Genomic DNA, 24,632 nt, shown 5'->3' on the forward strand with positions numbered 1-24,632 from the left:
CAGCCCCAGGACTCACTCGCCGTGACCTGGGGCTTTTTCATGTCTTGGCCCGTCGAGGGTGGCGCATGGGAAACCCCAGGGCGGAGTTTTCCGGCCTGGGGTTTCGTCGTGCAGGGGGTGGGTTGGGGCTCGGCGGCGGTGCGCGGCGGGTGGGCCGCGCACCGGCCGGGGTGGTCAGGCCTTGTCTGCGGCCAGGATTGCCTTGGCGGCCAGTTGGACGCCGGGGGCGCGCAGGAAGGTGTAGTGGTCGCCGGGGACGCGGACGGTGTGGGTGTCCGTGCCGAGCAGGGCGGTCCAGAGGGCCGACAGGTCCGGGGACTGTTCGGCCGAGACCACCAGGACGGGGGCCGCCACGGGCTCCGGGCGGTGGCCGCCGATCAGGGTGATGTGCGCCTTGAACACCTGGAACCTGCGGTTGATGTCCTCCTGGACCTCCTCGGTGTCGCCCGATCCGCCGGTCAGCTTCTCGCCGAACCAGCGCAGCTGCTCGGCGACCGGCGTGGTCTGCGGGTCGGGCAGTTCGCCCGCGTCGGGGCCGAGGGCGCGGGCGCCGTCCAGGACGAACTGGGCGGCGAAGGCCTGCTCGCCGACCCCGGAGACGTCGTCCGCGGAGAAGGGGGTGTCCAGCAGGCCGACCAGGGCCACCTCGGCGCCCGACTCCTCCAGGCGGCGGGCGATCTGGAGGGCGAGCAGGCCGCCCATGGACCAGCCGGCCAGGCGGTACGGGCCGGAGGGCTGGGCCTGGCGGATGGCCTCGGTGTACGCGTCGGCCATCTCCTTGAGGTCCTGCCGCGGCACGCTGCCGGCCCGCAGGCCCGCGGCCTGCACGCCGAGCACCCGGTAGCGGTCCTGGAGTTCCTGCATCAGCCCGAAGTACGGGTACACGGTGCCGCCGACGGCGTGGATCAGGAACAGCGGGTCGCCGTCGGTGCGCTCCGACAGGGGCACGATGGTGTCCGAACCGGGGGCGGTGACCGCGGTGTTCGGGGCGGCCGGGCCGGCCGTCTCCTCCAGGGCGTCGAGGTCGTCCAGCTCGTCCAGCGGGGCGTCCTCCAGGCCGTGCTTGGCGACCAGGGCCGCGGCGAGCCGGGCGGGCGTGGGCGCGAGGAAGATCGCGGTCACGTCCGTGTCGACGCCGAGGTCCTTGCGCAGGCGGGTGATCACCTGCATCGCCTGGAGGGAGTTGCCGCCCATCTCGAAGAAGTTGTCCTCGACGCCCACCCGCGGCAGCTTGAGGATGTCGGAGACGATGTCGGCGAGGACCGTCTCCAGGATGGTGCGCGGGGCGACGTAGTCGCCCGAGTCGCCGGGGCCGTCGGGGGCGGGCAGGGCGGCGCGGTCGACCTTGCCGTTCGCGTTGAGCGGGAAGGTGTCGAGGATGACCAGGTGGGCGGGGACCATGAACGCGGGCAGCGCCTCGCCCAGGTGCCCCCGCAGGTCGCCGACGGTGACGGCCGGCGCGTCGGGGTTGGTCCGGGCGTAGCCGATGAGGTTCTTCTGGCCGGCCTGGTCCTCGCCGACGATGATGATGGCCTGGGCGACGGAGGGGTGGGCGGCGAGCACGGCCTCGATCTCGCCGAGCTCCACCCGCAGGCCGCGGATCTTGACCTGGTGGTCGAGACGGCCGAGGTACTGGAGGTTGCCGTCGGGCAGGCGGCGCGCCAGGTCGCCCGTCTTGTACATGCGGGCGTCCGGGACCTCGCTGAACGGGTCGGTGACGAAGCGCTCGGCGGTCAGCTCCGGGCGGCCCAGGTAGCCGCGGGTGACGCTGGCGCCGCCGATGTGGAGTTCGCCCGCGACGCCGACCGGTACCGGGTTGAGGTGCTTGTCCAGCACGTAGGCCGTGTAGTTCGTCAGGGGCAGACCGATCGGCGGCGGGTCGATGCCGTCGTCCTGGCACCGGGCCATGGTCGAGCCGACCGTGGTCTCGGTGGGGCCGTAGCCGTTGATGAAGCGCATGCCGGGGCGCGCCCAGTTGCGGACCAGCTCGGAGGAGAAGGCCTCGCCGCCGGCGATGACGACGCGCAGGCTCGGGAACTGCTCCTCGGCCAGCAGGTTCAGCACGGCCGGGGGCAGGCACATGAAGGTGATGCCCTCGCCGCGGATCAGGTCGGCCAGGCGCGGCGGGGAGAGCAGGGTCTGGGTGCTGCCGAGGACCAGGGTGGAGCCGGACAGCAGCGCGCCGAAGATGTCCAGGACGGACACGTCGAAGTTGAGCGAGGCGAACTGCAGGATCCGGTCGCCCGGGCCCAGCGGCCAGAACTCGATCTCGGCGTAGCAGAAGTTGACGGCGTTGCGGTGCTCGACGACCACGCCCTTGGGGCGGCCGGTCGAGCCCGAGGTGTAGATGACGTAGGCGACGTCCGACGGGCTCGCGAGGGCTTCGAGGGGGCTGTCGTCCAGCGCGGTGAGGTCGTTCCAGGACCGGTCCAGGTCCAGCACCGTGACGTCGTCGGTCGGTACCGCGGAGGCGCTGGCCTCGTCGGTGAGGACCACGGTCATCTTGGCGTCCTCGACCATGAAGGCGAGGCGGTCGGCAGGGTATTCCGGGTCCAGCGGCACGTAGCCGCCGCCGGCCTTGAGGATGCCCATGAGGCCGACGATGCGGCGCACCGTGCGCTGCATGCTGACGCCGACGAGCGCCTCCGGGCCGACGCCGAGCTCGCGCAGCCGCCGGGCGACCTGGTTGGCGCGGGCGTCGAGCTGGGCGTAGGTCAGGCCCTCGCCGTCGAGCTCGACGGCCATGACGTCGGGGTGCGCCGCGACCTTGGCCTCGAAGGCCTGGTGCAGGTTCCAGTCGGGGAAGTCGGCCTTGTCGCTGTTCCAGGTGACGAGCTCCTGGTGGAGCTCCGCCTCGGTCATGATCGGGAGCTGCGAGATGCGGGCGTCGGGCTCGGCCAGGAGGCCGTCGAGCAGCGTCTCGAAGTGGCCCAGCAGGCGCTGCGCGGTGGCGGCGTCGTACAGGGCGGTGGCGTAGCTGAGGTTCAGCCCCAGCCGGCCACCGCTCTCGACGGCGGAGACGAGCAGGTCGAACTTGGCGGCCTCGGCCGGGAGTTCCTCGGAGGCCCAGGTCATGCCGCCGGGCCGCAGGTCCCGCTTCTGGTCGTCGGAGAGCATGAAGCCGACCTGGAACACGGGGGAGCGCGAGGGGTCGCGGGGGGCCTTGGCGGCTTCCACGATCTTGGCGAAGGGCAGGTCCTGGTGTCCGAAGGCGCCCAGCGTGGCGGTCTTGGTGCGTTCCAGGACCTCGCGGAAGGTCGGGTCGCCGGACAGGTCGACCCGGACCGGCAGGGTGTTGATCAGGTAGCCGATCACCGGCTGCAGTTCGGGGCGGCTGCGGTTGGCGCTGACGGTGCCGACCACGATGTCGTCCTGGCCGCTGTAGCGGTGGAGCAGGACGTGGTAGGCGGCCATCAGGGTCATGAACAGGGTGGCGCCCTCGTCCCGGCCCAGCGCGGTGAGCCGGGTCAGGACCTTGTCGCCGAGGTCCCTGGACTCGGTCGTCCCCTGGTACGTCTGGACCAGGGGGCGGGGGCGGTCGGTCGGCAGCTGGAGCACCGGCGCGCCCTGGAGGTTCTCGCTCCAGTACTCGGTCAGCTCACGCAGCGTCTCGCCCTGCAGCCGGTCGCGCTCCCAGACGGCGAAGTCGGCGAACTGGATGGGCAGTTCGGCCGGCTGCGCGGCCGTCCCGGCGACGGCGCCGGAGTACGACTCGGACAGCTCCGCCAGCAGCACGGGGAACGAGGAGCCGTCGAAGACGGTGTGGTGCACGGTTATCAGCAGCACGTGGTGCTCGTCGGACAGCTGCTGCAGCAGGGCGCGGAACAGGGGGCCGCGCTCCAGCTCGAACGGACGGGCCGTCTCCTTCTGGGCCGCTGTGCGCCAGGCCTCCTCGACCTCGTCGGCGGCGACGTGCCGCTGGTCCACGAAGGCCAGCTCGACGGGCGCGGCCGGGTCGACGACCTGGACCGGCGCGCCGTCCACGGTGACCAGGCGGGTGCGCAGCGCCTCGTGGCGGGCGACGAGGGCGTCCAGGGCGGCACCGAGGGCGGCGCGGTCGAGGACGCCGGTCATCCGTACGGCGCCGGCGATGGTGTAGGTGGATTCCCCGGGAGCCAGCTGGTCGATGAACCAGAGCTGCTCCTGTCCGTAGGAGAGCGGCAGGTCCTGCAGCGCGGGCGAGCGGCGGGGGATCGAGGAGATCGGGGGGGCCGTGCGACGCAGCCTGGCGGTCAGCGCGGCCCGCTGGGAATCGGTCAACATGACTGGGTAGTCCTTCTTTCAGGCAGTGGATGGTGCAGCGTCCGGGGCGCGGTCACGACTCGGCCGCGCGTGACTACGCGACGCTTGTGGGCTGGTCGGCGTCGACGGGACCCTGGGGCATCTCCCGCAGCCGGTAGACGGGAGAGAAGGTGATCCACACCGCCGGCAGCGCGATGCCGGCGACGCCGACGGCCAGGGCGGTGCGCAGCCCGAAAACGGAGGCCAGCGAGCCGGCCAGCAGTGCGCCGAGCGGGATCGTGCCGTAGAGGATGAGCCGGTAGCTGGCGTTCATCCGCCCCAGCAGGCGGGCCGGTGTGACGGTCTGGCGCAGGGTGAGCGAGTTGACGTTGAAGACGGCCAGGTTGAAACCGTGGACGGCGAGCGTCGCGCCGAGGACCACCAGCGAGAACAGGCCGGTGTCGCCGGGCACGAGCAGCAGTACGGGTGACAGGCAGGCCAGCAGCGTGACCAGGCGCAGCGCCGGGCCGAAGCCCAGGCGCTTGCTGATCCGTCCGGAGAACGTCGCGCCCAGCAGGGCGCCGACCGAGCCGGCGCCGACGACCAGGCCGAGCTGGAACGGGCTCAGGTCCAGTGTCCTGACCGCGTAGACCAGGAAGACCGTCGTCATGACGTTCTCGAACAGGTTGAACACGGCCGACTGGGTCGCCAGGTGCCGCAGGATGCGGCTGCCGACCACCGTGCGCAGGCCCTCGGCGATGTCGGCGCGTACGGACTTCGGTTCGGCGGGCTGCTCGGGTTCGGCCTCCGGCCTGCGGATCCACCACAGGGCGACGGCCGAGGCCAGGTAGGTGGCGGCGCCGACGGTCAGCGCGACGGGCGCGGTCAGCGCGCCGACGAGGAAGCCGGCCAGCCCGGGGCCGGCGATGCCGGCCACCGAGTAGCTGGCCGTCATCTTGCTGTTCGCGTCCGCCAGGTCGTCCTTGTCGACGAGTCCCGGGATGTAGGAGAGGATCCCCACATCGAACAGGACCGTCGCCACGCCGGCCATGAACCCGACGACGTAGAGCCACGGGAGCGAGAGCACGCCGAGCAGGTGGGCCACCGGCAGGGCGCCGATCAGCAGCACCCGGACCGCGTCCGCCGCGATCAGGGTCGGCTTCCTGCGCCGCCGGTCGAACCAGACTCCGGCCAGCAGGGTCACCAGTACGTACGGTGCGAACCTGGCGACATTGAGCAGGCCGATCTGGAACGCGCTGGCGTTCAGGGTGATGACCGCCGCCAGCGGCAGCGCGATGTCGGTCACCTGCGAGCCGACGAGGGAGACCGTCTGCCCGCTCCAGAGTTTGACGAAGTCCCGGTTGGCGAGGACGCCGCGTCGGCCCGCGGTGTCCTCACGCCCCTGCGTGGTGGTCAATGCTCTCGCCTCCTCAGTTGGCCAGGGCCACGCCGACGGGCTGCGGGACGGCAGCGTCGGTGTGCAGGCCGAAGGCGCTGTGCAGGACCCGGGCGGCCTCGTCGACCGCGCCGGAGGCGACGTGGCAGGAGACCCGGCTGGGGGTGCTGGTGACCAGCACCGGCCTGATGCCCGTGCGTTCGAGCGATTCCAGGATCCGCAGGGTGACCTCGGACCGGTTGCCGCAGGCGTCGCCGGCCACGCTCACACTGCCCAGTTCCTCGTCGTGGACCGCGACGGCGGCGCCGATGTCGCCGAGGGCGGCGATGACCGCCTGCGGTTCGGCTCCCGGCGAGGTGAACCGGAGTTCGCCCGGGCTGCCGATGATGGATCCGACCGGCAGGCCGTGGCCGGCGAGGGCCGCCGACACCTGCGCGGGCGTCAGGCCGTCGACCTGGTAGAGCGGGTCGTGCCGGCGGTGGGCGACGCCGATGATCCGGGCCGTCTCGAACATGTCGTTCTCCTCCCTGACTTCTGTGATCCATGTGCCGGGTTCGCCGGTGAACGAGGACCGGACGTGGATGGCGACACCGTGTGCCGCGGCGAGCTCCACGGCGCGTGGCTGCATCACCTGGGCGCCCGCCTCGGCCAGCTGGAGCATCGCCTCGTGGCTGAGCCGGTCCAGGCGCCGTGCGTCGGGGACCACCCGGGGGTCGGCGGTGAAGACCCCCGGGACGTCGGTCCAGATGTCGCACTCGGGCAGCCCCAGTGCGGCCGCCACGGCGATCGCCGAGGCGTCCGAGCCGCCGCGGCCCAGCGTGGTGACGTCACCGTCGTCGGTGACGCCCTGGTAGCCGGTGACCAGGACGATCAGGCCCTGTTCCAGGGCCGCCACGATCCGGGCCGGGTCGATCGACTGCATACGGGCGTTGCCGTGCGCGGTGTCGGTCAGCACTCCGGCCTGGCGGCCGTTGAGGGAGACGGCGCGCTCGCCCAGCTCGTGCACGGCGATCGCGGCGAGTGCGCACGACATGGATTCCCCGACGGCCAGGAGCGCGTCCAGCTCCCGGGCGTCGGGCTGCGCCGTGAGGATGTTCGCCATCTCCAGCAGGTCGTCGGTGGTGTCCGACATCGCGGACAGGACCGCGACGACGTCCGCCCCCGCGCGCCTGGCCTCCACCAGCCGCTGGGCGACCCGGCGCAGCCGGTCCATGTCGCCGACCGAGGAGCCGCCGAACTTCCACACCACCGGGCGCAGCGGGCGTCCGGACGGGCTCGTCGCGGACACGGGTGACTCGGGTGACACAGGTGACACTGGTCCTCCCCGTCCTCTAGCGCGCGGCCGACTGGTCGCCGACCAGCCGGACCCAGCTCGCGAAGAACGCCAGGCTGTGGCTGCGCCACAGCCGCAGCGGCTGGTCCAGGTCGACGCCGACCGGTGCCCGTACGCCGGCCACCTGCTGGTCCACGTCCCTGCGGTACTCCTCCGCCAGCCGCGAGCCGTAGTACTCGGGGTGGCCGGTGTGCATCAGGACGGAGTGGTCGTAGGACTCGGCGATCACCGTGCCGGCGCCCTCGGCCCGGGCCAGTGCGCGGACGGTGGTGCTGGCGTCCAGCGCCTTGTCGTCGAAGCCGGCGAAGCGGCTGTGCGTGGACCAGAAGCGGTCGTCGAGGGACGAGGCGACGGGGCCGTCCTGCGCCAGCAGCTCGGTCTCGTACATGCCGGAGATCTTGGCGCTGTAGATGTCCTTGGGCAGCCCGTAGATCAGGTGGCCCACGCCCATCGCGCCCCAGCACAGGCCGAGCAGCGGCGAACCCTGCGCGTGGACGTCCTGCACCATGTCGTTCAGCTCGTCCATGAACCGCACCTCCTCGAAGGGGAGGTGCTCCACCGCGGCGCCGCTGACGATCAGGCCGTCCAGCGGTGCGTCGGCGGTGGCTTCCTGGTAGGTGCGGTACGTCGCGGCGATGCGGGCCGGGTCGTCCAGGTGGTAGCGGCGCGAGGAGATCCTGATCCACTGCAGTTCGAACGGTCCCGCCAGGGACAGCTGCGGCATCAGCCAGTTCTCGTACTGTTCCGCGTTCGGCATCAGGTTGACGATGCCGATCCGCGGCGGCCGGCCGGCTCGTCCGGACACGATCGTGCTCATCGGCCGGCCTCCGCGGCGAGTTCCGCCTCCAGCGTGGTGAGCGCGTCGCGCAGGATCGCCACGGCGTCGTCGGCGACCTCGACGGTGATGTTCAGCGGCGGCAGCAGCCGCACGACGCTGTCGCCCCGGCCGCCGAGCTCGACGATCAGGCCCCGGCGCAGTGCCTCCTGCTGGAACCTGGCGGCGACCTGGGTGGCGTCCGCGGTCGGTGCGGCGGCCATCTCCATGCCGAGCATCAGGCCCAGGCCGCGTACGTCGGAGACCAGCGGGCTGTCGCCGAGCACGGTCAGCTCGCCGAGCAGGTGGTCGGCGATCTTGCGGACGTGGGCGAGCAGGTCCTCGCGCTCGACGACGTCCAGGAAGGCGTTGGCGCTGGCGAAGGCGAGGTTGTTGCCCCGGAAGGTGCCGATGTGGCTGCCCGGCGTCCAGGTGTCCAGGTGTTTGCGGTAGAGGATGGCGGCGACCGGCAGCCCCATTCCGGACAGGCCCTTGGAGGCGACGACGACATCGGGGGTGATGCCGTACTGCTCGAAGGCGAACCAGGTGCCGGTACGGCCGCAGCCGGTCTGGACCTCGTCCACGATCAGCGGGATGCCGAGCTCACGGGCGGTGTCGGCGACCCGGTGGACGAACTCGCGGCGGGCCGGGATGGCGCCGCCCTCGCCCTGGACCAGCTCCATGATGATCGCGGCCGGCAGCTGCACCCCGCCGTGGGTGTCGGTCAGCGTGTTCACCAGGACCTCGGCGCAGTTGGTGCTGCAGCTCGTGGGAGCGAGGCCGACCGGGCAGCGGTGGCAGTAGGAGTACGGGGTGAAGTGGATGCCCGGCAGCAGGTTGTGCAGGCCGGTCTTGGGAGCGTGCTCCGAGGTGAGGGACATGGCCCCCTGGGTGGAGCCGTGGTAGGCGCCCTGGAAGACCACGACCTGGCCGCGGCCGGTCGCCTTCTTGCACAGTTTGATGGCGGCCTCGACGGCGTCGGAGCCGGTCGGCCCGCAGAAGTGCATTTTGTAGTCGTCGCGGATGTGCTCCGGGAGCATCCCGATCTGACGGCGTTTGAACTCGTCGCGCACCGGGGTGGGGAAGTCCAGGCCGTGCGTCAGTTTCGGCAGCTGGGCGGTCACGGCCGCGACCAGCTCCGGGTGGTTGTGGCCCAGGGCGAGGACGCCCGCGCCGGAGAGGAAGTCGATGTAGCGGCGGCCGTCGACGTCGGTGATGTGGGACCCGGACGCCTCGGCGATCGCGACGGGGATGCGGCGCGGGTAGGTGCGGGCGTTGGACTCGGTGGCGGCCTGGCTGTCGAGCAGCACGCGTCCGTTGGGTCCGGGCTGGGTGAGGTCGACCGCCGGTCTCGGTGAGGTCGCTTCGAGCGTCTGCATGATCGTCTCTCTCAGATCTCGGAACCGGACGCCTGGGCGGCGACCAGGTCGGCAGCGCCCCGCTCGGCGACCAGGCGCCGCTCAAGGCTTTCGACGATGGCCTGGGAGCGCAGCGCCAGCAGGCTGAACGAGCCCGCGTCGCCGAGCCCGTGCGTGGACTCGCACAGCCCGTTGACGAAGATCGGCGGCACCTCGCGCTCGAAGGCCGGGTGCGGGACCACGCCGTAGTCGTAGCCGACGGACAGCGGCCGGCCGTCGGTCACGCCGAGCACCTGCGTGAGGTCCTTGAGCAGCGGCGGGAGCTGCTCGGTCCGGCCGGTGATCCCCAGGTCCAGGTAGCCGGTGGCGAGGACGACGCGGTCGGCGTGGATGCGCTCGCGCTCACCGGTGATGTGCTCGGAGAGGTCCAGCGCCACGCCCTCGGGGGTGCGCTCCACGGCCTCGACACGGCGGTTGGTGCACAGGCGTATGCGCTCGCGGCCGTCGAGCTCGTCCTCGTACATGCGCATGTAGAGGGCGCTGACCACGTCCGCGTCGGCGGCCGAGTAGTTGGTGGGCCGCAGCTGGTCGCGCAGCCGCTTCTTGCCCTCCTCCGACGCGTGGAAGTAGTACTCGACGAACTCCGGGAAGTAGACCTCCTCGGAGAAGGGGCTGGTGTCCTTGAGCCGGTAGCCGAAGCCGGTCATCACGTTGACGATCCGGGCGGCGGGGAAGCGCGCGATCAGGTCGAGCACCACCTCGACCGCGCTCTGGCTGGCGCCCACGACGGCGAGCGTGCCGTCGAAGTCCCGCTCCAGGTCGGCGATGTTGGGGAGGAACTGGGAGGTGTGGAAGAGGTGCGGGGCCGGCACGCCGGAGAAGACCTCGGGGACGTTCGGGGTGCGGCCGGGGGCGACCACCACGGAGCGGCCGCGGTAGGTCGTGCCGTCGGCGGTGCTGACCTCGACGAGCGGGCCGTCGCCGGTCGCGGTCACGTCGATGCCGGTGACCTCACGGCCGTAGTCCACGTCCGCCCCCACGTTCTGGGCGACCCACTGGACGTAGCGCGCGTACTCCTTGCGCAGCGGGTAGTGGGAGGGCAGGTTGAGGTGTTTGAAGAGACGGCCCTGCTCGTGCAGGAAGTTGGTGAAGGTGTAGCGGCTGCGCGGGTTGCGCGGGGTCACCAGGTCGCGCAGCGGGTTGTTCTGGATGTCGGAGCCGTCCAGGAGCATGGCGCGCTGCCAGTAGGGGCCGGGCTCCCGCTCGATGAACTTCACCCGGGCCTGCGGCCACAGCTCCTCGAACGCGACGGCGACGGCGACGTTCGCTGGTCCGTATCCGACGCAGAGAACGTCATAGGCATCGTGCACGCTGATCCTCCAAAGTTGAATGGCACGGGCATGCCGACGGCATGCCGGCTGGGTCACGGACGGGAGACCGCCTGCACATCAGCGCAAGCGCCGTCGGAGTACGGCCCGGCCGCATGGCGGCCGGCGAAGAACGCGCCGTCGCTGAGGGCCCCCGCTGCGTGCGGGACCGCCCACCCTGCGGCTTCCGGGCCGGTGAGGTCGCTTGCCGGCGCGGGGCCGGCGGTGTCCGTAGCCGCACCTTCGGTGTCCGCATTTCTGGTCATTTGAACTGCAGCTTCCGTCGGCGTCCGGGATGTAATGAGCTTTTCACTCACCGCTACCGGTTGGCTTCCGCCGGGCTTCCGACCGTGCGGTATCGTCCAGAAACGCAGGTCATCAGGTGGGGGGGCGGTGCCCCGTGCGCGTAAGGCGGACGGGGCCAGGAGGGAGCTGAGTGACATTCGAGTTCCGTGTTCTCGGGCCGATCACGGCATGGCGTGACGGACTCGCAGTCAGACTCAACGGGCGAAAGACCAGATCGGTGCTCGCCGCGTTGCTGCTCCGCTCCGAACACGTCGTCCCGGTGGAACGACTCGTCGCGATCCTGTGGGGGGAATCGCCGCCGCCGACCGCCGTGGCCCAGATCCAGAAGTGTGTGTCCCAACTGCGCGGCGAGCTGGGCCCGGAGCTGATCATCCGGTCGGGCAACGGCTACCGCCTGCACCTCGGCGAGCACCGGTTCGACCTGCGGACCTTCGACCGGGCCGTCGCGGACGCCAGGGCCGCGCTCGCCCAGGACCGCCGGCTCGACGCCCTGGAGGCGTACTGCGCCGGGCTCGCCCAGTGGCGGGGGGAGCCACTGGCCGACGGCACGGAAGAGCTGATACGGACCGAGTCGCCGGCGCTGGAGGAGCGCCGGATCGGTGTCCTCATGGAGCGCATCGAGACGGAGCTGGCCCTGGGCCGCCACGGCGAACTCGTCAGCGAGCTCAAGGCGCTGGTCGGGGAGCAGCCGCTGCGGGAGCGGCTGCGCGGCCAGCTGATGCTGGCGCTCTACCGCTGCGGCCGGGTGGCCGACGCCCTCGCGGTCTACCAGGCCGGGCGCACCCTCATCGCCGAAGAGCTCGGCCTGGAACCGGGCGGCGAACTCCAGCGCCTCCACGAGGCGATCCTGGTCGGCGGCCCCGGCCTCGACCTGCCCCGCAAGGAGCCCGACGAGGCGCCCGAGCGGGTCTGGTCGCCCATCGCCCCGGTCGTACCGGCCCAGCTCCCGCCCTCGATAGCCGACTTCACCGGACGCGCCGACCAGGTCGGCCGCATCCGCGAGACGCTGACGACGGGGGACAAGGAGTCACTGGCCCTCGTCGCCCTCTCGGGCAAGGGCGGGGTCGGCAAGTCCACCCTCGCGGTGCAGGCCGCGCGCCGCGTGGCCGACCAATTCCCCGACGGGCAGCTGTACATACGCCTGCGCACGGCCGACACCCGGCCGCTCGACCCCCTGGTGGCGCTCAAACGCTTCCTGCGCGCGCTCGGCGTCGGCGAGGAGGGCATCCCGGACGACCTGGAGGAGTGCAGTGAACTCTTCCGCAGCCGGACCGCCTCCTCCCGCATGCTCATCCTGCTCGACGACGCCGTCAGCGAGGCACAGGTCAGACCCCTGCTCCCCGGCTCACCCGGCTGCGTCGTCCTCATCACCAGCCGGCCACGGCTCACCGGCCTGGAATCCGCCACCCACGTCGACCTCGACGTGTTCAACGCGGAGGAGTCCGGGGCGCTGATCGAACGGATCGCCGGACGGCACCGCGTCGTCGGCGACGAGGCGACCACGGCGGAGATCGCCCGCCTGTGCGGCTACCTTCCCCTCGCCGTACGGATCGCCGCCGCGCGGCTCGCCCAGCACTCCCAGGGCGGCATCACCCGGTTCGCCCGCCGCCTCGCCGACGAGCGGCGGCGACTGGACGTACTGGTCTCCGGCGACCTGGAGGTGCGGGCCACGCTCGCGACCGGCTACCAGGAGCTGGGCCCGCGCGAACGCGAGGCGTTCTGCCTGCTGGGCCTGATCGACGCGCCGGACTTCGCGTCCTGGTTACTGGCGCCGTTGCTGCGCATCACCATCGACGAGGCCGAGGACCTGATCGAGGAGCTCGTCAGCACCCAGCTCCTCGACGTCATCGGATGTGACGTCGCAGGCCAGACCCGGTACCGGTACCACAACCTGGTCCGGCTGTACGCCAAGGAGCGGGCCCAGGCCGAGTACTCGCAGGCGCAGTGCCGCGAGGCGCTCGCCAGGGTGCTGGACGGGTGGCTGATCCTGTCCACCACGGCCGCGCAGCGCATCACCGGTGAGCGCTCCCAGGAGTGGCCGGCCGGGGCCCGCGGCGCTTCGCAGCGCTACGACGGCTTCGACCGCTCCGACGTCGACTACATCGTCGAGGACCCCTACCTCTGGTTCGAGGCCGAGCGTCCCGCGCTGGCGTCCGCGGTCGCGATGGCCTGCTCGAACGGCTTCGGCCGGATCGCGTGGGAACTGGCCGACAGCACGACCGACTTCCTGGAGCTGCGCCACCTCTACGACGACTGGGAGGCCAGCCACCGCCTCGCCCTGGCGGCGGCCGAAGCAGACGGCGACACCCTGGGTGTCGGCGTCATGTCGTTGCGCCTGGCCAACCTGCGGTGCATCCGCAGGGACCCCGAGGCCGGCCTGGAACTCGTCGACCGGGCGGGCGCCGTCTTCGAGGACCTGGGCGTCGGCGCCCTGCGCAGCGAGTGCCTGGTGATCCGCGCCGGCGCGCTGCGCGCGCTGGGCCGGCTCGGGCCCGCCCTCACCGAGGTGACGCGGGCCACCGAGCTGGCCCAGGACTCCTCCAGCCGCTTCGCGCAGGCGCTCGCCGCCCGCGAACTGGGCACGATCCGTTACGAGCAGGGGCGCTGGGAGCTGTCCTCGGCCGCCTTCCAGGAAGCGGTCCGGCTCGGCCGCCTGGCCGGCAACCGGCGTGAGGAAGCCCTGGCGTTGCGCCACTGGGCCGTCGTGCTGCGCCACCGCGGGGAACTGCAGGAGGCGAGGGAGAAGGCGGAGACCGCCCTCGCCGCCTTCCACGAGCTGGGGGACCGGCCCTACGAGGCGTTCAGCGGTCTCACTCTCGGCCTGAGCCTGCTGGAGCTGCGCGATCCGTCCGCCCGGCGGTTCATCGAGGAGGGCCACGCCGTCCTGCGGGACATGAACCTGGAGTTCGGGATGGGCGAACTCTTCTACGTGCTGGCCTCCCTGGAGCTCGCCGACGGCCACATCGACCGGGCCGTCGACCGGCTGGCCCAGTCCATCCGGCTGCTGGGCGCGGAGCCCGTCCACCACGTACTGCTCTCCGCCGTGGAGCTGCTCTGCCGGGCGCTGGACGCCGAGGACCGGGCGGCGGGCCAGGTGCTGCGCCTGGAACTCGCCGAACTGGCCGCCTGTATCGGCACCCCCGCACCGGCCCACCGGCTCGATTCGATCCTCGCCCTGGTTGCACGCAGAGTGACCGGAAGGAATCCGGTAGTGACTCTGTCTAGAGTTCCGGTTCTGCAACCGCTCCACTGACCACGGAAACGGACGGCGATCCATCGTGAAGAAGACCACCATCGTCAGCGACCCACGCGCGATGGCTGCGGGCAAGAGATCCGGCACGGACGTCATCGGCGTGCGCAGGACCCTTGCGGTGGAAGGACTCTGAGAAAGGCCGGAGGGCTGCTCCGCACATGCGTGTGACTCTGGTGAACATGCCGTGGGCTTCCTTGGACACGCCGTCCCTCGCGCTGGGGATCCTGCATTCCATCGGCCGCTCCCACCGGGCGGACGTGGAGACGGTGAACGCCAACCTGGACTTCTACGACTGGGCGGCGGAAGCGATCGGACTGAGTGTCGAGGACTACGAGTTCTTCGCCAGCCACGCGTACTTCGAAGGCTACGGGGACTGGGTGTTCTCCAGCGCCCTCCACGGTGTTCCGGCGTGGCGGGTGCGCGAATTCGAGGAGCGGATGGCGCACGGGCTCAGCCCGCACCTGCGGGCCGTGACCCTGGCCCTCCACGAGGCGTCCGCGCGGTTCGTCGACGAACTGGCCGCGCGGATCGCCGACACCCGGCCGGACGTGGTCGGCTTCACCACCACGTTCCAGCAGAACACGGCCGCCCTGGCCACCGCCGCGGCCGTCAAGAGGCTCTCGCCCGACACCGCCACGGTGCTCGGCGGCGCCAACTGCGACGGCCCGCAGGGCGCGGCCCTGCACCGCAACTTCCCCGCCGTCGACTACGTGGTCCGCGGCGAGGGCGAGCGGGCCTTCCCCGCGCTGCTCGGCGTGGTCCGCGGCGAGGTGGAGCCGGCGACGGTCCCCGGGCTGTGCTGGCGCCCGGCCGACGGTGCGCACCGGGCGAACGCGATGACCCGGCTGCCGCTCCCGCCGGGCGAGCTGAAGCAGCCGGACTACCGGCCGTACTTCACCCGGGTGCAGACGTCGGCGGCCCGCTCCAGGATCGAGCCGAAGCTGGTGCTGGAAGGCTCGCGCGGATGCTGGTGGGGCGAGAAGCACCACTGCACCTTCTGCGGACTCAACGGCTCGTCGATGGCCTTCCGCAGCAAGGCCCCCGAGACGTTCCTGAGCGAGATCCTGGAACAGACCCGCCGCCACCAGGTGCTCGACGTCCTCGTCGTGGACAACATCCTCGACATGGGCTACCTGCGCAGCGTGATGCCCGCTCTGATCGAGCGGGGCCACGACCTGCGGTTCCACTACGAGATCAAGTCCAACCTCCGCTACCGCCATCTGCAGACGCTCGCCGACGCCGGCCTCGTCCAGGTGCAGCCCGGTATCGAGAGCCTGAGCAGCCGGGTCCTGCGCCTGATGGACAAGGGCGTCACCGGCTGCCAGAACGTGCGCCACCTGCGCGACGCCCAGTCCGCCGGGCTCTTCGCCACGTGGAACTACCTCTACGGCTTCCCCGGCGAGCGGGAGCGCGACTACACGGACGTGATCCGGCAGTTGCCCGCCCTCGCCCACCTCACCCCGCCGGACGGCGTCACCCGCATCGAGATCGAGAGGTTCAGCCCCTACTTCGACCGGCCGGAGCTGGGCTTCGCCCCGCTGCGCCCGGCAGCCCACTACGCGATCGTGTACGACCTGCCGGAAGCGGAGCTGTACGACCTGGCCTACCTCTTCGACGCCCCGCACGCCGGCATCGACGAGACCGCCGCCAAGCAGCTCGCCGCCGCCGTCGAGCGGTGGCGCGACCTGCACCTCCACAGCAGCCTCACCCGCTGCGACATCGGATCGAGAATCGTGCTGACGAACCGGCGGGAAGACTTCGACTGGACGACGCGGAGCATCACGGACCCGGTCGAGGTGGCCGCGTTCCGCCTCCTGGAGGACCCGCGGAGCCCGCAGTCGCTGACCCACCGGCTCAGCGCCCGGTTCAACGCCAGCGTCTCCGCGGCCCGGGTCGCCGAACTGCTCGCCGAGTGGGGCGAGGCCGGGCTCCTCTACGAGGACGCCGACCGGTACGTCCACGTCGTGCCCCTGGGCACCAACGCGGAGCTGACCCGCCTCGGCGGCTGCGCCCCCGACCTGACCCGGGACTTCGCACGGGCCCCCGTCCCCGCGTACGAGGACGCCTCGTGACCGCCGCCCGCAAGCCGGTGATCGACCTCTGGCGGGACTACCGGGACCACGCGCGGACGCTTCCGGGCATGCACCTGGGCAGCGTCGCCGTCGCCGACGCCTGCGTGGACGCGGCGGACACCGCTCGTGAGCTGTACCGCACGGGCGTGCGCAGGGCCGAGTTCAGCACCCTGGTGGACCTGTCCGCCGCGGCCGAGCCGCTCTGCGCCGTACGGGTCCTGGACCTGGTCCGGGAGCTGACCGCCTGGGGCGTCGTCGTCGACTGGCGCGTGCGACTGCCCGACGCGGGGTCGTGCCGGTCCGGCCCGTCGGCGTTCACGCTCAGCCATCTCTACCCGCCGTCCGGGATCGTGGGACCGGCCGACGCGGCGGACCTGCGCTCGGCCTGGGCCGAGGGCTTCTTCCTCGGCAAGTGCCTCGTCCGCAACGGCCCCGGCTTCCTGGAGATCCGCGACCACCGGTCCGGTGTGCTGAACCGGATCGTGATCGACGAACCGGACTACCTCGCCGGGGTGGAGGCGGTCCGCGCGGCCCCGACGGCCGACGGCCTCGACCCGTCGGTCCGGGCCGATCTCGAGGCGGAGTCCCTGCTGGTCGGCGTCGGCGACCTCTGGTGGTGGGCGCCGCACCGCCCGCACCGCTGGCCGCAGCCGCCCTTCCGGGTCTGACCGGGCCGGCGCGGGTCCCCCGCCCAGGGGATCAGAACACGGGCAGGGCGGCGAGCGTCGTGCCGTCGAGGAGGAACACGCGGTTAGCGGCGGCTGCAAGGCCGCGTGACGCGGCGTCGGCGCCGAGGTCGGCGTCGACGCCGACGGTCCAGCGGTTCCTTCCGTCGGACCGCCGACGCTGCGCACGCGCCGCCGGTCCCCCGGTACCACGTAGACGGCCTCCTCGTCCGCGGCGAGGGCAGGTCCGCGCGCAGGTCACGACGCTCAGGGGCTTCCGCCCTTCAGGAGGCGCACGGATACAGGGTCGCGGTCATGGGTGTCTTACGTGGGGAACTCTCCGAGCCAGCCGTGTTCGACGAGGTACTTCGGGATGAAGGGCGATTCGACGCCGATCGGCAGTTTCCCGTCGTAAGCCAGGCATGCCATGGCGAGCGGCCCCAACGCGAGCGCGCCGTCGATGTCCTCCGTGCGTTCCTCGGACAGCGTCCAGTAACCCTTGTGGAGGTTCAGCGCCTCCGCCAGGGCCGGGCCGAAGCCGTCCACGTTCCGGCGTACGAAGGTGTAGAAGAGGTTGATCGGCGGATACAGCAGGCCCTGGAGCAGATCCTGCGGAAGGCTCCTCGCGACCTCAGGGTTCGACATCTCGATGGCGGAGATGAGCTTGTCCGCCACCGTCGGCCGCCGGAGCCAGTAGGACTGTTGGACGTCCACCCAGTGGTAGTAGAACTCCTCGTAGGAGTCGTCAGCGGAGCGCAGTCGCTCCAGCGGAATCTCGCACAACCCGGTCATCCGGCGCTGTTCACGGCAGATGACGGCCAGCCAGAAGGCAAGAAGCCAGTTGCCCGCATCGGCGAACGGCTGAGGGCCGATGGCCTTGAGGGTGCGTGCCCTACCACTGATGAAACATTCCACGGTCCCCTCGCTTGCGCCGGTCACGGCGAACAACGCCGAGCCGAGCTGCATCGCGGTGACCGTGGCCTGCCACGTCTCGAGCGTGTCGGCTTCCGGGTCGGCCACGCAATGGGCCTGAAGGGCAAGGACGGCGGTGCTGAACGCGAAGTCGATGGCGTCCGCCGACTCTTCGAGGTTGTCGACGCGGCGCGCCACGGAAGCGCTCAGCCGCCCGGCGAATCCAGCTGCATCGGGCCCGGCTGCCAGGTGGGTGGCAACGGTCACAGTCACGGAAGAGTCCTTTGCTGATGCCGACGACCTCGTGGGCGGGCCCGGTACCCGGGGAGCGACGGCGCCGAAGACGGACGAGTGCACCTGTACGGCCAGCAGCCAGGACTGCCAGGCGTTGGGCTACGCGTCGAACTCGCCGCGCCAGCCGAAGTCGAGCAGGGCCTCGGGGAGGTAGTCGGTCTCGACCTCGACCGGGATGCCGTTCGCCTTGGCGAGGCAGGCGATCGCCAGCGGTGCGAGGGCCACGACGCCCAGGATGTTGTGGGCACGGTCCTCGTCGGCGGTCCAGTACTCCTTGTGCCAGCGGACGGCGTCGGCCAGCGCCTCGTTGAAGCCGGCGACGTCGTTGCGCAGGTAGCGGTAGAGCATCATGATCGGCGGGTAGCGGAGCTTGCTCATCTCCTCCGCATCGACGACGCGGGCCTGCTCGGGAGCGCTGAGGTCCACAGCGCGCACCAGGTGGGTGCGCAGGTCGTCACGGCGAAGCCAGAAGCTCTGGAGGGTCTCCACCCATGCGTAGGTGTACTCGTCCAGGGCTCCGCCGAAGTCGCGGAGCAGCGAGACCGGGATCCGGGCCAGCATGTCGAGGCGGGCCGCTTCACGGCAGATGACCCCGAGGTAGAAGGCGTCGAGCCAGGTGTCCGCGTTGAGGTAGGTCTGCGGTCCCGTGGTGGCGAGGTGGCGCTCTTCCTGGCGGATCTTGCAGGTGACCGTCTCCTGGTCGGGAGCGGTGGTGGCGGCGAAGACGGCCGAGTGCACCTGCATGGCCAGCAGCCAGGACTCCCACGTCTCCAGCATGACGGACCGGGGGTCCCCCACATTGCGGACGAGGGCTACGTTCAGCGACTCCATGACGGCGTCGGCCCTGGAGGTGTGCGAGGTCTCGATCCTCTCCAGGGAGTCGGACAGGGACTCCTCCATGACGGGAACAACGGCCGCCATCTTGTCCGTCTGATAGTCCTGGCGAGGCACGATCACGGGCACTGCTCCTTTGTCATATCTTGAAGAATTCGAGGACGGCCCCAGCGTACTTACCGCCTCCGTCGGTGGCCTTCACCATGGCGTACTCGAGGTTGCCGTTGTCCAGGGCCGTTTTGAGCTCCTTGGCCAGGTCCGCGTTCGTCCATACCTTGCCCGCGGCATCCGTCACTTCCAGATCCGGCCGACGCCTCATCTCGGCGATGATCGTCCGCAGGTACGGTTCGGTGCCCTGCTTCACCATGAAACCTTGGGCCCCGGTACCGACACCCTTGCGCCAGAGCAGGCCGGAAGAGGGTGCCTTCGCCTCGATGACCATCAGCTTCCCGTCCGGGCGGCGGTACAGCTGGTCGAACATGTTGGCGCCGTTGGGCGTCTTCGGAAGGGGCTGCTCCACCGACCCGGGGAACCGCTCCGGGACCACGTGCAGCCGTGCCGCGTCCTCACCCAGGCGTTCCGAGAACGAGGTGTTGTTGGAGGTGTTCTCGCCCCACCGCGGCGTCATGCGCGTATCGAAACGCTCCTGCGCCCTCGTCAGCCTGTCCAGTGTCTCAGCGGTGGGCGAGGCCTTGTGCGCGCGCTCCGCGTTGGCGAGTTCCACCGAGGCCTTGCGGTCCTTCGCAACGTCATCGAGGTGGTTGATCTCGGGAAGGTCATTCCTGCGGCCCAGTTCCTCGCGGCCGAACCTCGTCTCGGAGCCGGCCGGTGGGAGGCTGTTCTTCGAGATCCAGGACCCGTCGCTGTCCTTCGCCAGGATCGGCAGCTCGACGTCGTCGATCTTCGTGTGGATGCTGTGACGGTGCCCGTCCGACCGGTAGTACTGGTTGAACCAGGTCTTGTCGGGGTCGTTCGCCTTCTGTACGAACTCGTCCTGCTTCGCCTTGACCTGTTCAGGCGTCAGCTGCTGCCCGGAGCCGGACGGCGTCGGCTGGCCGTCGTGGCCGCCCGCCGGGGTCGTTCCGTCGCCCGCCCGGGCCGCGTCGTCGCCGACGCCCGGTATGTCGTCGAAGCCACCGGGGCCGCGGCCACCCAGCGGGTCGTGGGTGCCGGCCGGGCCGCCGGGGGCGTCGCCGTGGCCCGCCGTGCTGCCGGGGCCGTCCGGGTGGGTGGCGCCGGAGCCCGGGGTGTCCGGGTGGGTGGCGCCCGTGGGGGACGGGGAGTCCGGGCGGGAGCCGCCGGGGTTGTTGAGGTCGTTGCGCGGCATGTTGTCCGGGGCGTGGCCGCCCGGTGTGTGGTCGCCCGCGTGGCCGCCCGGGGTGTGGTCGCCGCCGCGGCCGCCGACGCCGGTCAGTTCGTGCTCCGGGACCCTGACCGGGGTGGCGTCGACGCCGCGCGGGGCGTTGTCTATCGCGTGGACCGGGTCGGAGATGTCGGAGCCGAGCCGGATCGCGTCGTCGCCGCCGCGGCCGCCGACGCCGACCAGCTCGCGCTCCGGGACCCTGGCGGTGGCCGGGGTGTCGGCCTTCGGGGCATCGGTGCGCGGGACGTCCGCGCCCGCGTCCGGGCGGCCCTTCGGGGCGTCCTTGACGGACTGGTCGAGGGAGCCGTCCGCCTTGAAGATGTTGCCGTCGGGGTCCATGAACCGCGGCGGGCCGTCCACCGGGAGCTTGACCGTGCCCGGCGGGAACGTCGTGGTGCCCTCGGGGAGCTTGATGTTGCCGTCGGGGAGTTTGATCGCGCCGTCCGGGACGGCCGAGCCCGACGGGAGGTGGATCGCGCCGTCGGGGAGGTGGATCGCTCCCTCGGGGAGGGCCACCGCGCCGTCCAGGTTGATGTTCGGGACTTCGACCTTGCCCATGCCCCGCAGGCCGGCCATCACGTCGCCGATCTTCGAGAAGCCCGCGCCCGCGCCCTTGAAGATGTACGTCATCGGGTCGATCGCGTGCCCGGCCTTGCCCGCGAACGACAGGGTCTTGGCGACCGCTCCCGCCTTGCCGGCGCCGGAGGCGGCGCCGCCCGCGCCGCCGGTGAAGATCGTGGTCACGACGTTGAAGGTGACCGCACCCGCCGCGCGGGACGGGTTCGAGCCCCACTGGTCCCAGGCCAGGAGCGCCTTGCCCGTCTCCTTCATCGCCGTACGCGAATCCCGCAGCCACGAGGGCAGTTTGTCGTCCGGTGCGGCGAGGAAGAGGGGGCCGACGCCCGGGATCGTCGAGATCGCCAGACCGGTGCCCAGCTTGGCGAGGCCGGTCCAGGACTGCTTGAACACGTCCCAGCCCTGCAGGCCGACCAGGCCGCCCAGACCCTTGAGGGTGCCCCAGATACCGTCGACGACGATGCCCTTGCCGAACTCCCAGGCGTGCTCCCAGATCTGCCACGCCGGGATGGACTCCTCCACCGCGTCGCCCCAGGGCAGGGACTTGGACTGCTTCATCGCCTCGGCGTCGTAGCCGTACATGTCCTTGGCGTTGGAGCCGTCGTTGACCCGCAGCGGCTTGCCGCCCACCAGTGCGACGATCTTCGCGTAGGCCGCCCGTTCCACTTCCTGGAACTCGGCCCAGACCTCGGCGATCTCGTTGCGGCGATCGAGGTTCTCGTCGATCAGATCGCCGTCTTCACGCCACTTGCTGTCCTTGTCCGTCTTCTCGCGGAAGGCCGCCGCCTCCGCCTTCAGATTCTCCAGCTTCTTGATGACGGGTGCGGCGTCGCGCGAGTACGTGCCCAGCGCGCCGGCGATGGTGCACATGTCGGAGCTGAGCTTCAGGCCGAGGTCGGAGACCGGCTTCGTCGTCGCGAAGAGCTGGTCCGCCTCCGGCGCCTGGTAGAAGGCCTGCAGGCCGCCGAAGCTCGTGTGGACGTCCGACGCCTTCGTCGAGACCGTGGCCCCGCCGGACGAGATCAGCTTGACCTTCGCGTCCAGCACCGCCAGGTCACCCGTGAAGACCGGCACCTCGGCCGGATCGACCGGTGCGTTGCCGCTCACTTCTTGGTCCCCGTCTTCTCGCGCAGGATGTCGAGGTTCACGGACCTGGCCGCGTCCTGGGCGGCCTTGGCCTGCTCCAGGTCGCCTTCCAGGTAGTCGTTCGTCGCCGCCACAGCGCCGAGGATGCACGCCTCGATCCGCTCGGCCATCGACTTGAACTCGGGCTTGCGCGCCGTCAGGTACTCACCCAGGGCGGCCGCCACCGGACCCATCGCCTTCTGGGACAGGGGCGGCGCTCCCACCGGCACCGGGCCCTGCAGCTTCGTCTCCGCCTGTGAGCCCGGGACGGCCGTCCCCGCGGCCTGGGCCGCCTCCGACATGGCTGTGAGCAGCGCGTTCAGGGCCTTCTCCAGCTCGCCGGCGTTCCCGCCGACGGTCTTCAAATGGCCCTGCACACCCTGCGGCTTGATGTCCCATGACGTCATGGACGACCCACCCCCGTGAATCCGACTGTCCTGCTGCCCTACCGACCTGCTGCCCTACCGAACTACGGAAACGATCCTGCTCAGCCGATTCTGTCGACCGCGGCCTTCGCGCGCTGGAGCGTCTGCTGGGCCGTCGCGTCGTTCTTCTCCAGCGTCGTGTTCAGCAGCTGGATGATGTTCTTGACCTCCTGGGAGGCGTTCTTCCAGCGCAGTTCCTTGGCGTGGTAGTCGTCCGCCACACCGTCCGCCGCGAAGTCCGACATCGCCGCGGCCACCTGCGCCTCACGCGCGGCGATGACCTGCTCCAGCTGGCCGATCACGCCCTTGATGCCGCCCTGCACCTCCGTCGAGGCACCCAGGTCGTACGCACGACGGTCCGTCCCACCTGTACCCATGACAACCACACTCCCCGTTGAAGCCGAAGAAAGAAAGGAGACCCGGAGCCCGGCGGGCTCAGCGGCCGCGGAAGCGGGCCGCGTCGAAGTTCGCCGCGCCCTGCGACTGACGGGCGTTCTCGCCCTGCTCCTGGTCACCCGACCCGAACGCCTGCTCCATGCCCGACTGGCCGCCCAGGATCGCCGCCAGAGAGGCGTTCAGCTCCTTGGCGATGCCGTCCGCACGCAGCTTGAACGAGTCGAACGCGACCTTGCCCTGACCCTGGAACTTGCCCTCCAGCGGCTGCGCCGCGGCGACCAGCTGCTTGATGAGCGATCCCAGGTCGGTATTCGAGTTACGCGACCCCGACATCAGGTTCGTCAGAACCTGCGTCCCCATGTCGAACTTCATCCCACACTCCCCCGCACTCTCCGATGGCGATCAACCGATCGCCAGTATGACCAGTTCTATCAACATACATCGCACCTGCAACCAGCAACGAGCCAGTTGTGACTTACCCATGACAAACCGCCAGGCATCTTCACGATCCCTTCAGATGCCGCGTCAGCCGCTCGAAGTCCGCCCATCCCGCCAGGTCCGACGGGTCACCCGGCAGCGGGTAGTAGTAGCCCGGGCGGGACTTGGGCCCCAGCCGCACCGGCGGTTCGGCCAGCGGCGTGTGCCGGGCCCGGTCGTCCGGCATGCCGCGCACCTCCTCCGCACCCAGTACGAAGGCCAGCGGCACTCCCGGTCCCTCGAAGCGCGGCGGTACCAGCAGGTCGCGCCGGGCTTTGCGGAGCTGTACGAGCATCGACTGGAGCCGGTGGCGGGTGACGAGGGCCTCCGCGACGCGCGGGAGGGCGTCCAGCGGCGGCTCCTCGCCGTCGCCGTAGCCGAGCGCCATCGTCACGGTCTCCTCGACCCCCGCCTTCGTACGGCTGATCCGCACCGTGGCGAGTCCCGGCCGCTCCGGGCTGCCGACGACCACGAACCACGTCGGCTCGGGGGCCCGCGCGAACGCCACGTCCGTCAGCCGGCCCGGCGACCAGGGCAGGTTGGCGGGCTCGGCCGTGCCCCAACCGGCCGGCGGGGCGCCCGTCAGCTCGCGCCACGCCGTCTCCAGGGCCCCGCCGAGGACCAGCCGGTCGTCCGCGGGGTGGATGGTGCGGAAGGTGAGGGCCAGCTGCCGGTCGCCCGTTTCCACCACCTCCTTGTAGGCGGAGGCGACCGGGGTCCGCGGGTCCTCCTCGGTGGCGTCCGGCGACACGAGCGTGGCGAACATGCCCTCCTGCCAGCGCAGCACCGCGCCCGAGAGGCCGTCGTAGTAGCCGTCCCGCTGGTCCTGCACGACCCACCGCGAGGGCCATTCCGGCATGTTCGCCAGAACCGCCGGGGACAGCACCGTCCCGGGCGGCGTCACGATCTGCAGGCCCCGCTCGGCCGCGGCGGCGGCCCGGAAGGCGTCGGAGAGCCAGGCCGTCATCGCGACGACCGGGCGGTCCATGATGACCACCGCGACGTTCCGGGTCAGCACGTCGACGGCGGGCTGCGCCGCGGCGGGCGTGGGCGCCACGCTGATCCCGTCGCTCTGCACCACCGCCACCGACCGCGCGGCCTCCGGCGGCCAGGCGCTCCCGGAGGCGAGCGAGGCAAGGCGGGCCGCGAAGGTGCCCGCGAGGCGTTCGGCCTCGGGCACGCCGGTGGTGGCGCGGGCCTCGGTCCACCAGTAGGGGACCCGCGGCGGGGTCGCGCCGAGCAGCCGCTCCGCCTCCCCCTCGACCTGTACGAGCAGCGGTGCCTCGACCGAGACGAGCGGCCGCCCCTGCTCGTCGCAGAGCTGGATGACCGCTCCCTCGCCGGCGCTCTCCACCAGCTTGTCGGGGCCGCCGGAGAGCAGGCCGGCGAGCACCGCCCAGGGGGCGGGCATCTGCTGGGTCAGGGCTACGACGTCCTTGGTCATG

General features: G+C 71.2%; 16 protein-coding genes. 3 read left to right on the forward strand and 13 right to left on the reverse strand.

Annotation, left to right across the window (positions count from 1 at the left end):
* Positions 1 to 174: 174 nt before the first annotated feature.
* The 6 genes from IG86_RS0102485 to IG86_RS0102510 all read right to left on the reverse strand — a co-directional run bounded on the left by IG86_RS0102485 (position 175) and on the right by IG86_RS0102510 (position 10,492).
* Positions 175 to 4,263 (reverse strand): non-ribosomal peptide synthetase, encoded by a 4,089-nt coding sequence (locus IG86_RS0102485; RefSeq protein ID WP_051784917.1) that lies wholly within the window; start codon positions 4,261 to 4,263, stop codon positions 175 to 177.
* A 73-nt stretch (positions 4,264 to 4,336) separates the two neighbouring features.
* Positions 4,337 to 5,638: an MFS transporter gene (locus tag IG86_RS0102490; protein WP_051784918.1), complete on the reverse strand. Its 1,302-nt coding sequence runs from the start codon at positions 5,636 to 5,638 to the stop codon at positions 4,337 to 4,339.
* Positions 5,639 to 5,651: 13 nt separating this feature from the next.
* Entirely contained in the window at positions 5,652 to 6,905 is a 1,254-nt protein-coding gene (locus IG86_RS0102495) for an aspartate kinase (RefSeq protein ID WP_051784919.1), read from the reverse strand.
* A gap of 43 nt (positions 6,906 to 6,948) precedes the next feature.
* The gene (locus tag IG86_RS0102500) at positions 6,949 to 7,767 is read right to left on the reverse strand and encodes a homoserine O-acetyltransferase/O-succinyltransferase family protein (RefSeq protein WP_051784920.1); all 819 of its coding nucleotides are present in this window, start codon (positions 7,765 to 7,767) and stop codon (positions 6,949 to 6,951) included.
* Positions 7,764 to 9,143: an aspartate aminotransferase family protein gene (locus tag IG86_RS0102505; RefSeq protein ID WP_037847110.1), complete on the reverse strand. Its 1,380-nt coding sequence runs from the start codon at positions 9,141 to 9,143 to the stop codon at positions 7,764 to 7,766. Before IG86_RS0102505 ends, IG86_RS0102500 begins: the two co-directional genes overlap by 4 nt.
* A gap of 11 nt (positions 9,144 to 9,154) precedes the next feature.
* On the reverse strand, positions 9,155 to 10,492 hold the full coding sequence (locus IG86_RS0102510) for a lysine N(6)-hydroxylase/L-ornithine N(5)-oxygenase family protein (protein ID WP_045936354.1): 1,338 nt from the start codon (positions 10,490 to 10,492) through the stop codon (positions 9,155 to 9,157).
* Positions 10,493 to 11,012: 520 nt separating this feature from the next.
* Here IG86_RS0102510 and IG86_RS0102515 point away from each other — a divergent pair.
* The 3 genes from IG86_RS0102515 to IG86_RS0102525 all read left to right on the forward strand — a co-directional run bounded on the left by IG86_RS0102515 (position 11,013) and on the right by IG86_RS0102525 (position 16,788).
* Positions 11,013 to 14,048 (forward strand): AfsR/SARP family transcriptional regulator, encoded by a 3,036-nt coding sequence (locus IG86_RS0102515; protein ID WP_051784921.1) that lies wholly within the window; start codon positions 11,013 to 11,015, stop codon positions 14,046 to 14,048.
* A gap of 158 nt (positions 14,049 to 14,206) precedes the next feature.
* Entirely contained in the window at positions 14,207 to 16,120 is a 1,914-nt protein-coding gene (locus tag IG86_RS0102520) for a RiPP maturation radical SAM C-methyltransferase (protein WP_030817524.1), read from the forward strand.
* A complete protein-coding gene (locus tag IG86_RS0102525; protein WP_030817525.1) occupies positions 16,117 to 16,788 on the forward strand; it encodes a DUF5825 family protein in 672 nt (223 codons plus the stop codon). Before IG86_RS0102520 ends, IG86_RS0102525 begins: the two co-directional genes overlap by 4 nt.
* Before the next feature lie 321 nt (positions 16,789 to 17,109).
* Here the strand turns inward: IG86_RS0102525 and IG86_RS0102530 are convergent, their stop codons facing one another.
* The 7 genes from IG86_RS0102530 to IG86_RS0102560 form a co-directional block, all read right to left on the reverse strand.
* Positions 17,110 to 17,970 (reverse strand): immunity 49 family protein, encoded by an 861-nt coding sequence (locus IG86_RS0102530; RefSeq protein ID WP_030894328.1) that lies wholly within the window; start codon positions 17,968 to 17,970, stop codon positions 17,110 to 17,112.
* Between the two features lie 120 nt (positions 17,971 to 18,090).
* Positions 18,091 to 18,948, reverse strand: a complete 858-nt coding sequence (locus IG86_RS0102535; protein WP_030817527.1) for an immunity 49 family protein — start codon at positions 18,946 to 18,948, stop codon at positions 18,091 to 18,093.
* A 16-nt stretch (positions 18,949 to 18,964) separates the two neighbouring features.
* Positions 18,965 to 21,871 carry a hypothetical protein gene (locus tag IG86_RS0102540; RefSeq protein ID WP_030894331.1) on the reverse strand — a complete coding sequence of 969 codons (2,907 nt, stop codon included), beginning with the start codon at positions 21,869 to 21,871 and terminating at the stop codon, positions 18,965 to 18,967.
* Positions 21,868 to 22,296 (reverse strand): DUF6507 family protein, encoded by a 429-nt coding sequence (locus IG86_RS0102545; RefSeq protein WP_030817529.1) that lies wholly within the window; start codon positions 22,294 to 22,296, stop codon positions 21,868 to 21,870. Before IG86_RS0102545 ends, IG86_RS0102540 begins: the two co-directional genes overlap by 4 nt.
* Before the next feature lie 80 nt (positions 22,297 to 22,376).
* On the reverse strand, positions 22,377 to 22,691 hold the full coding sequence (locus tag IG86_RS0102550) for a pore-forming ESAT-6 family protein (RefSeq protein ID WP_030656543.1): 315 nt from the start codon (positions 22,689 to 22,691) through the stop codon (positions 22,377 to 22,379).
* 58 nt (positions 22,692 to 22,749) lie between these two features.
* On the reverse strand, positions 22,750 to 23,082 hold the full coding sequence (locus tag IG86_RS0102555) for a hypothetical protein (protein WP_030656542.1): 333 nt from the start codon (positions 23,080 to 23,082) through the stop codon (positions 22,750 to 22,752).
* Positions 23,083 to 23,212: 130 nt separating this feature from the next.
* Positions 23,213 to 24,631, reverse strand: coding sequence for a DUF6177 family protein (locus tag IG86_RS0102560; RefSeq protein ID WP_030817530.1), 1,419 nt, complete (start codon positions 24,629 to 24,631; stop codon positions 23,213 to 23,215).
* Position 24,632: the final 1 nt, after the last annotated feature.

The sequence above is a fragment of the Streptomyces virginiae genome (assembly GCF_000720455.1).
Taxonomy (GTDB): domain Bacteria; phylum Actinomycetota; class Actinomycetes; order Streptomycetales; family Streptomycetaceae; genus Streptomyces; species Streptomyces virginiae.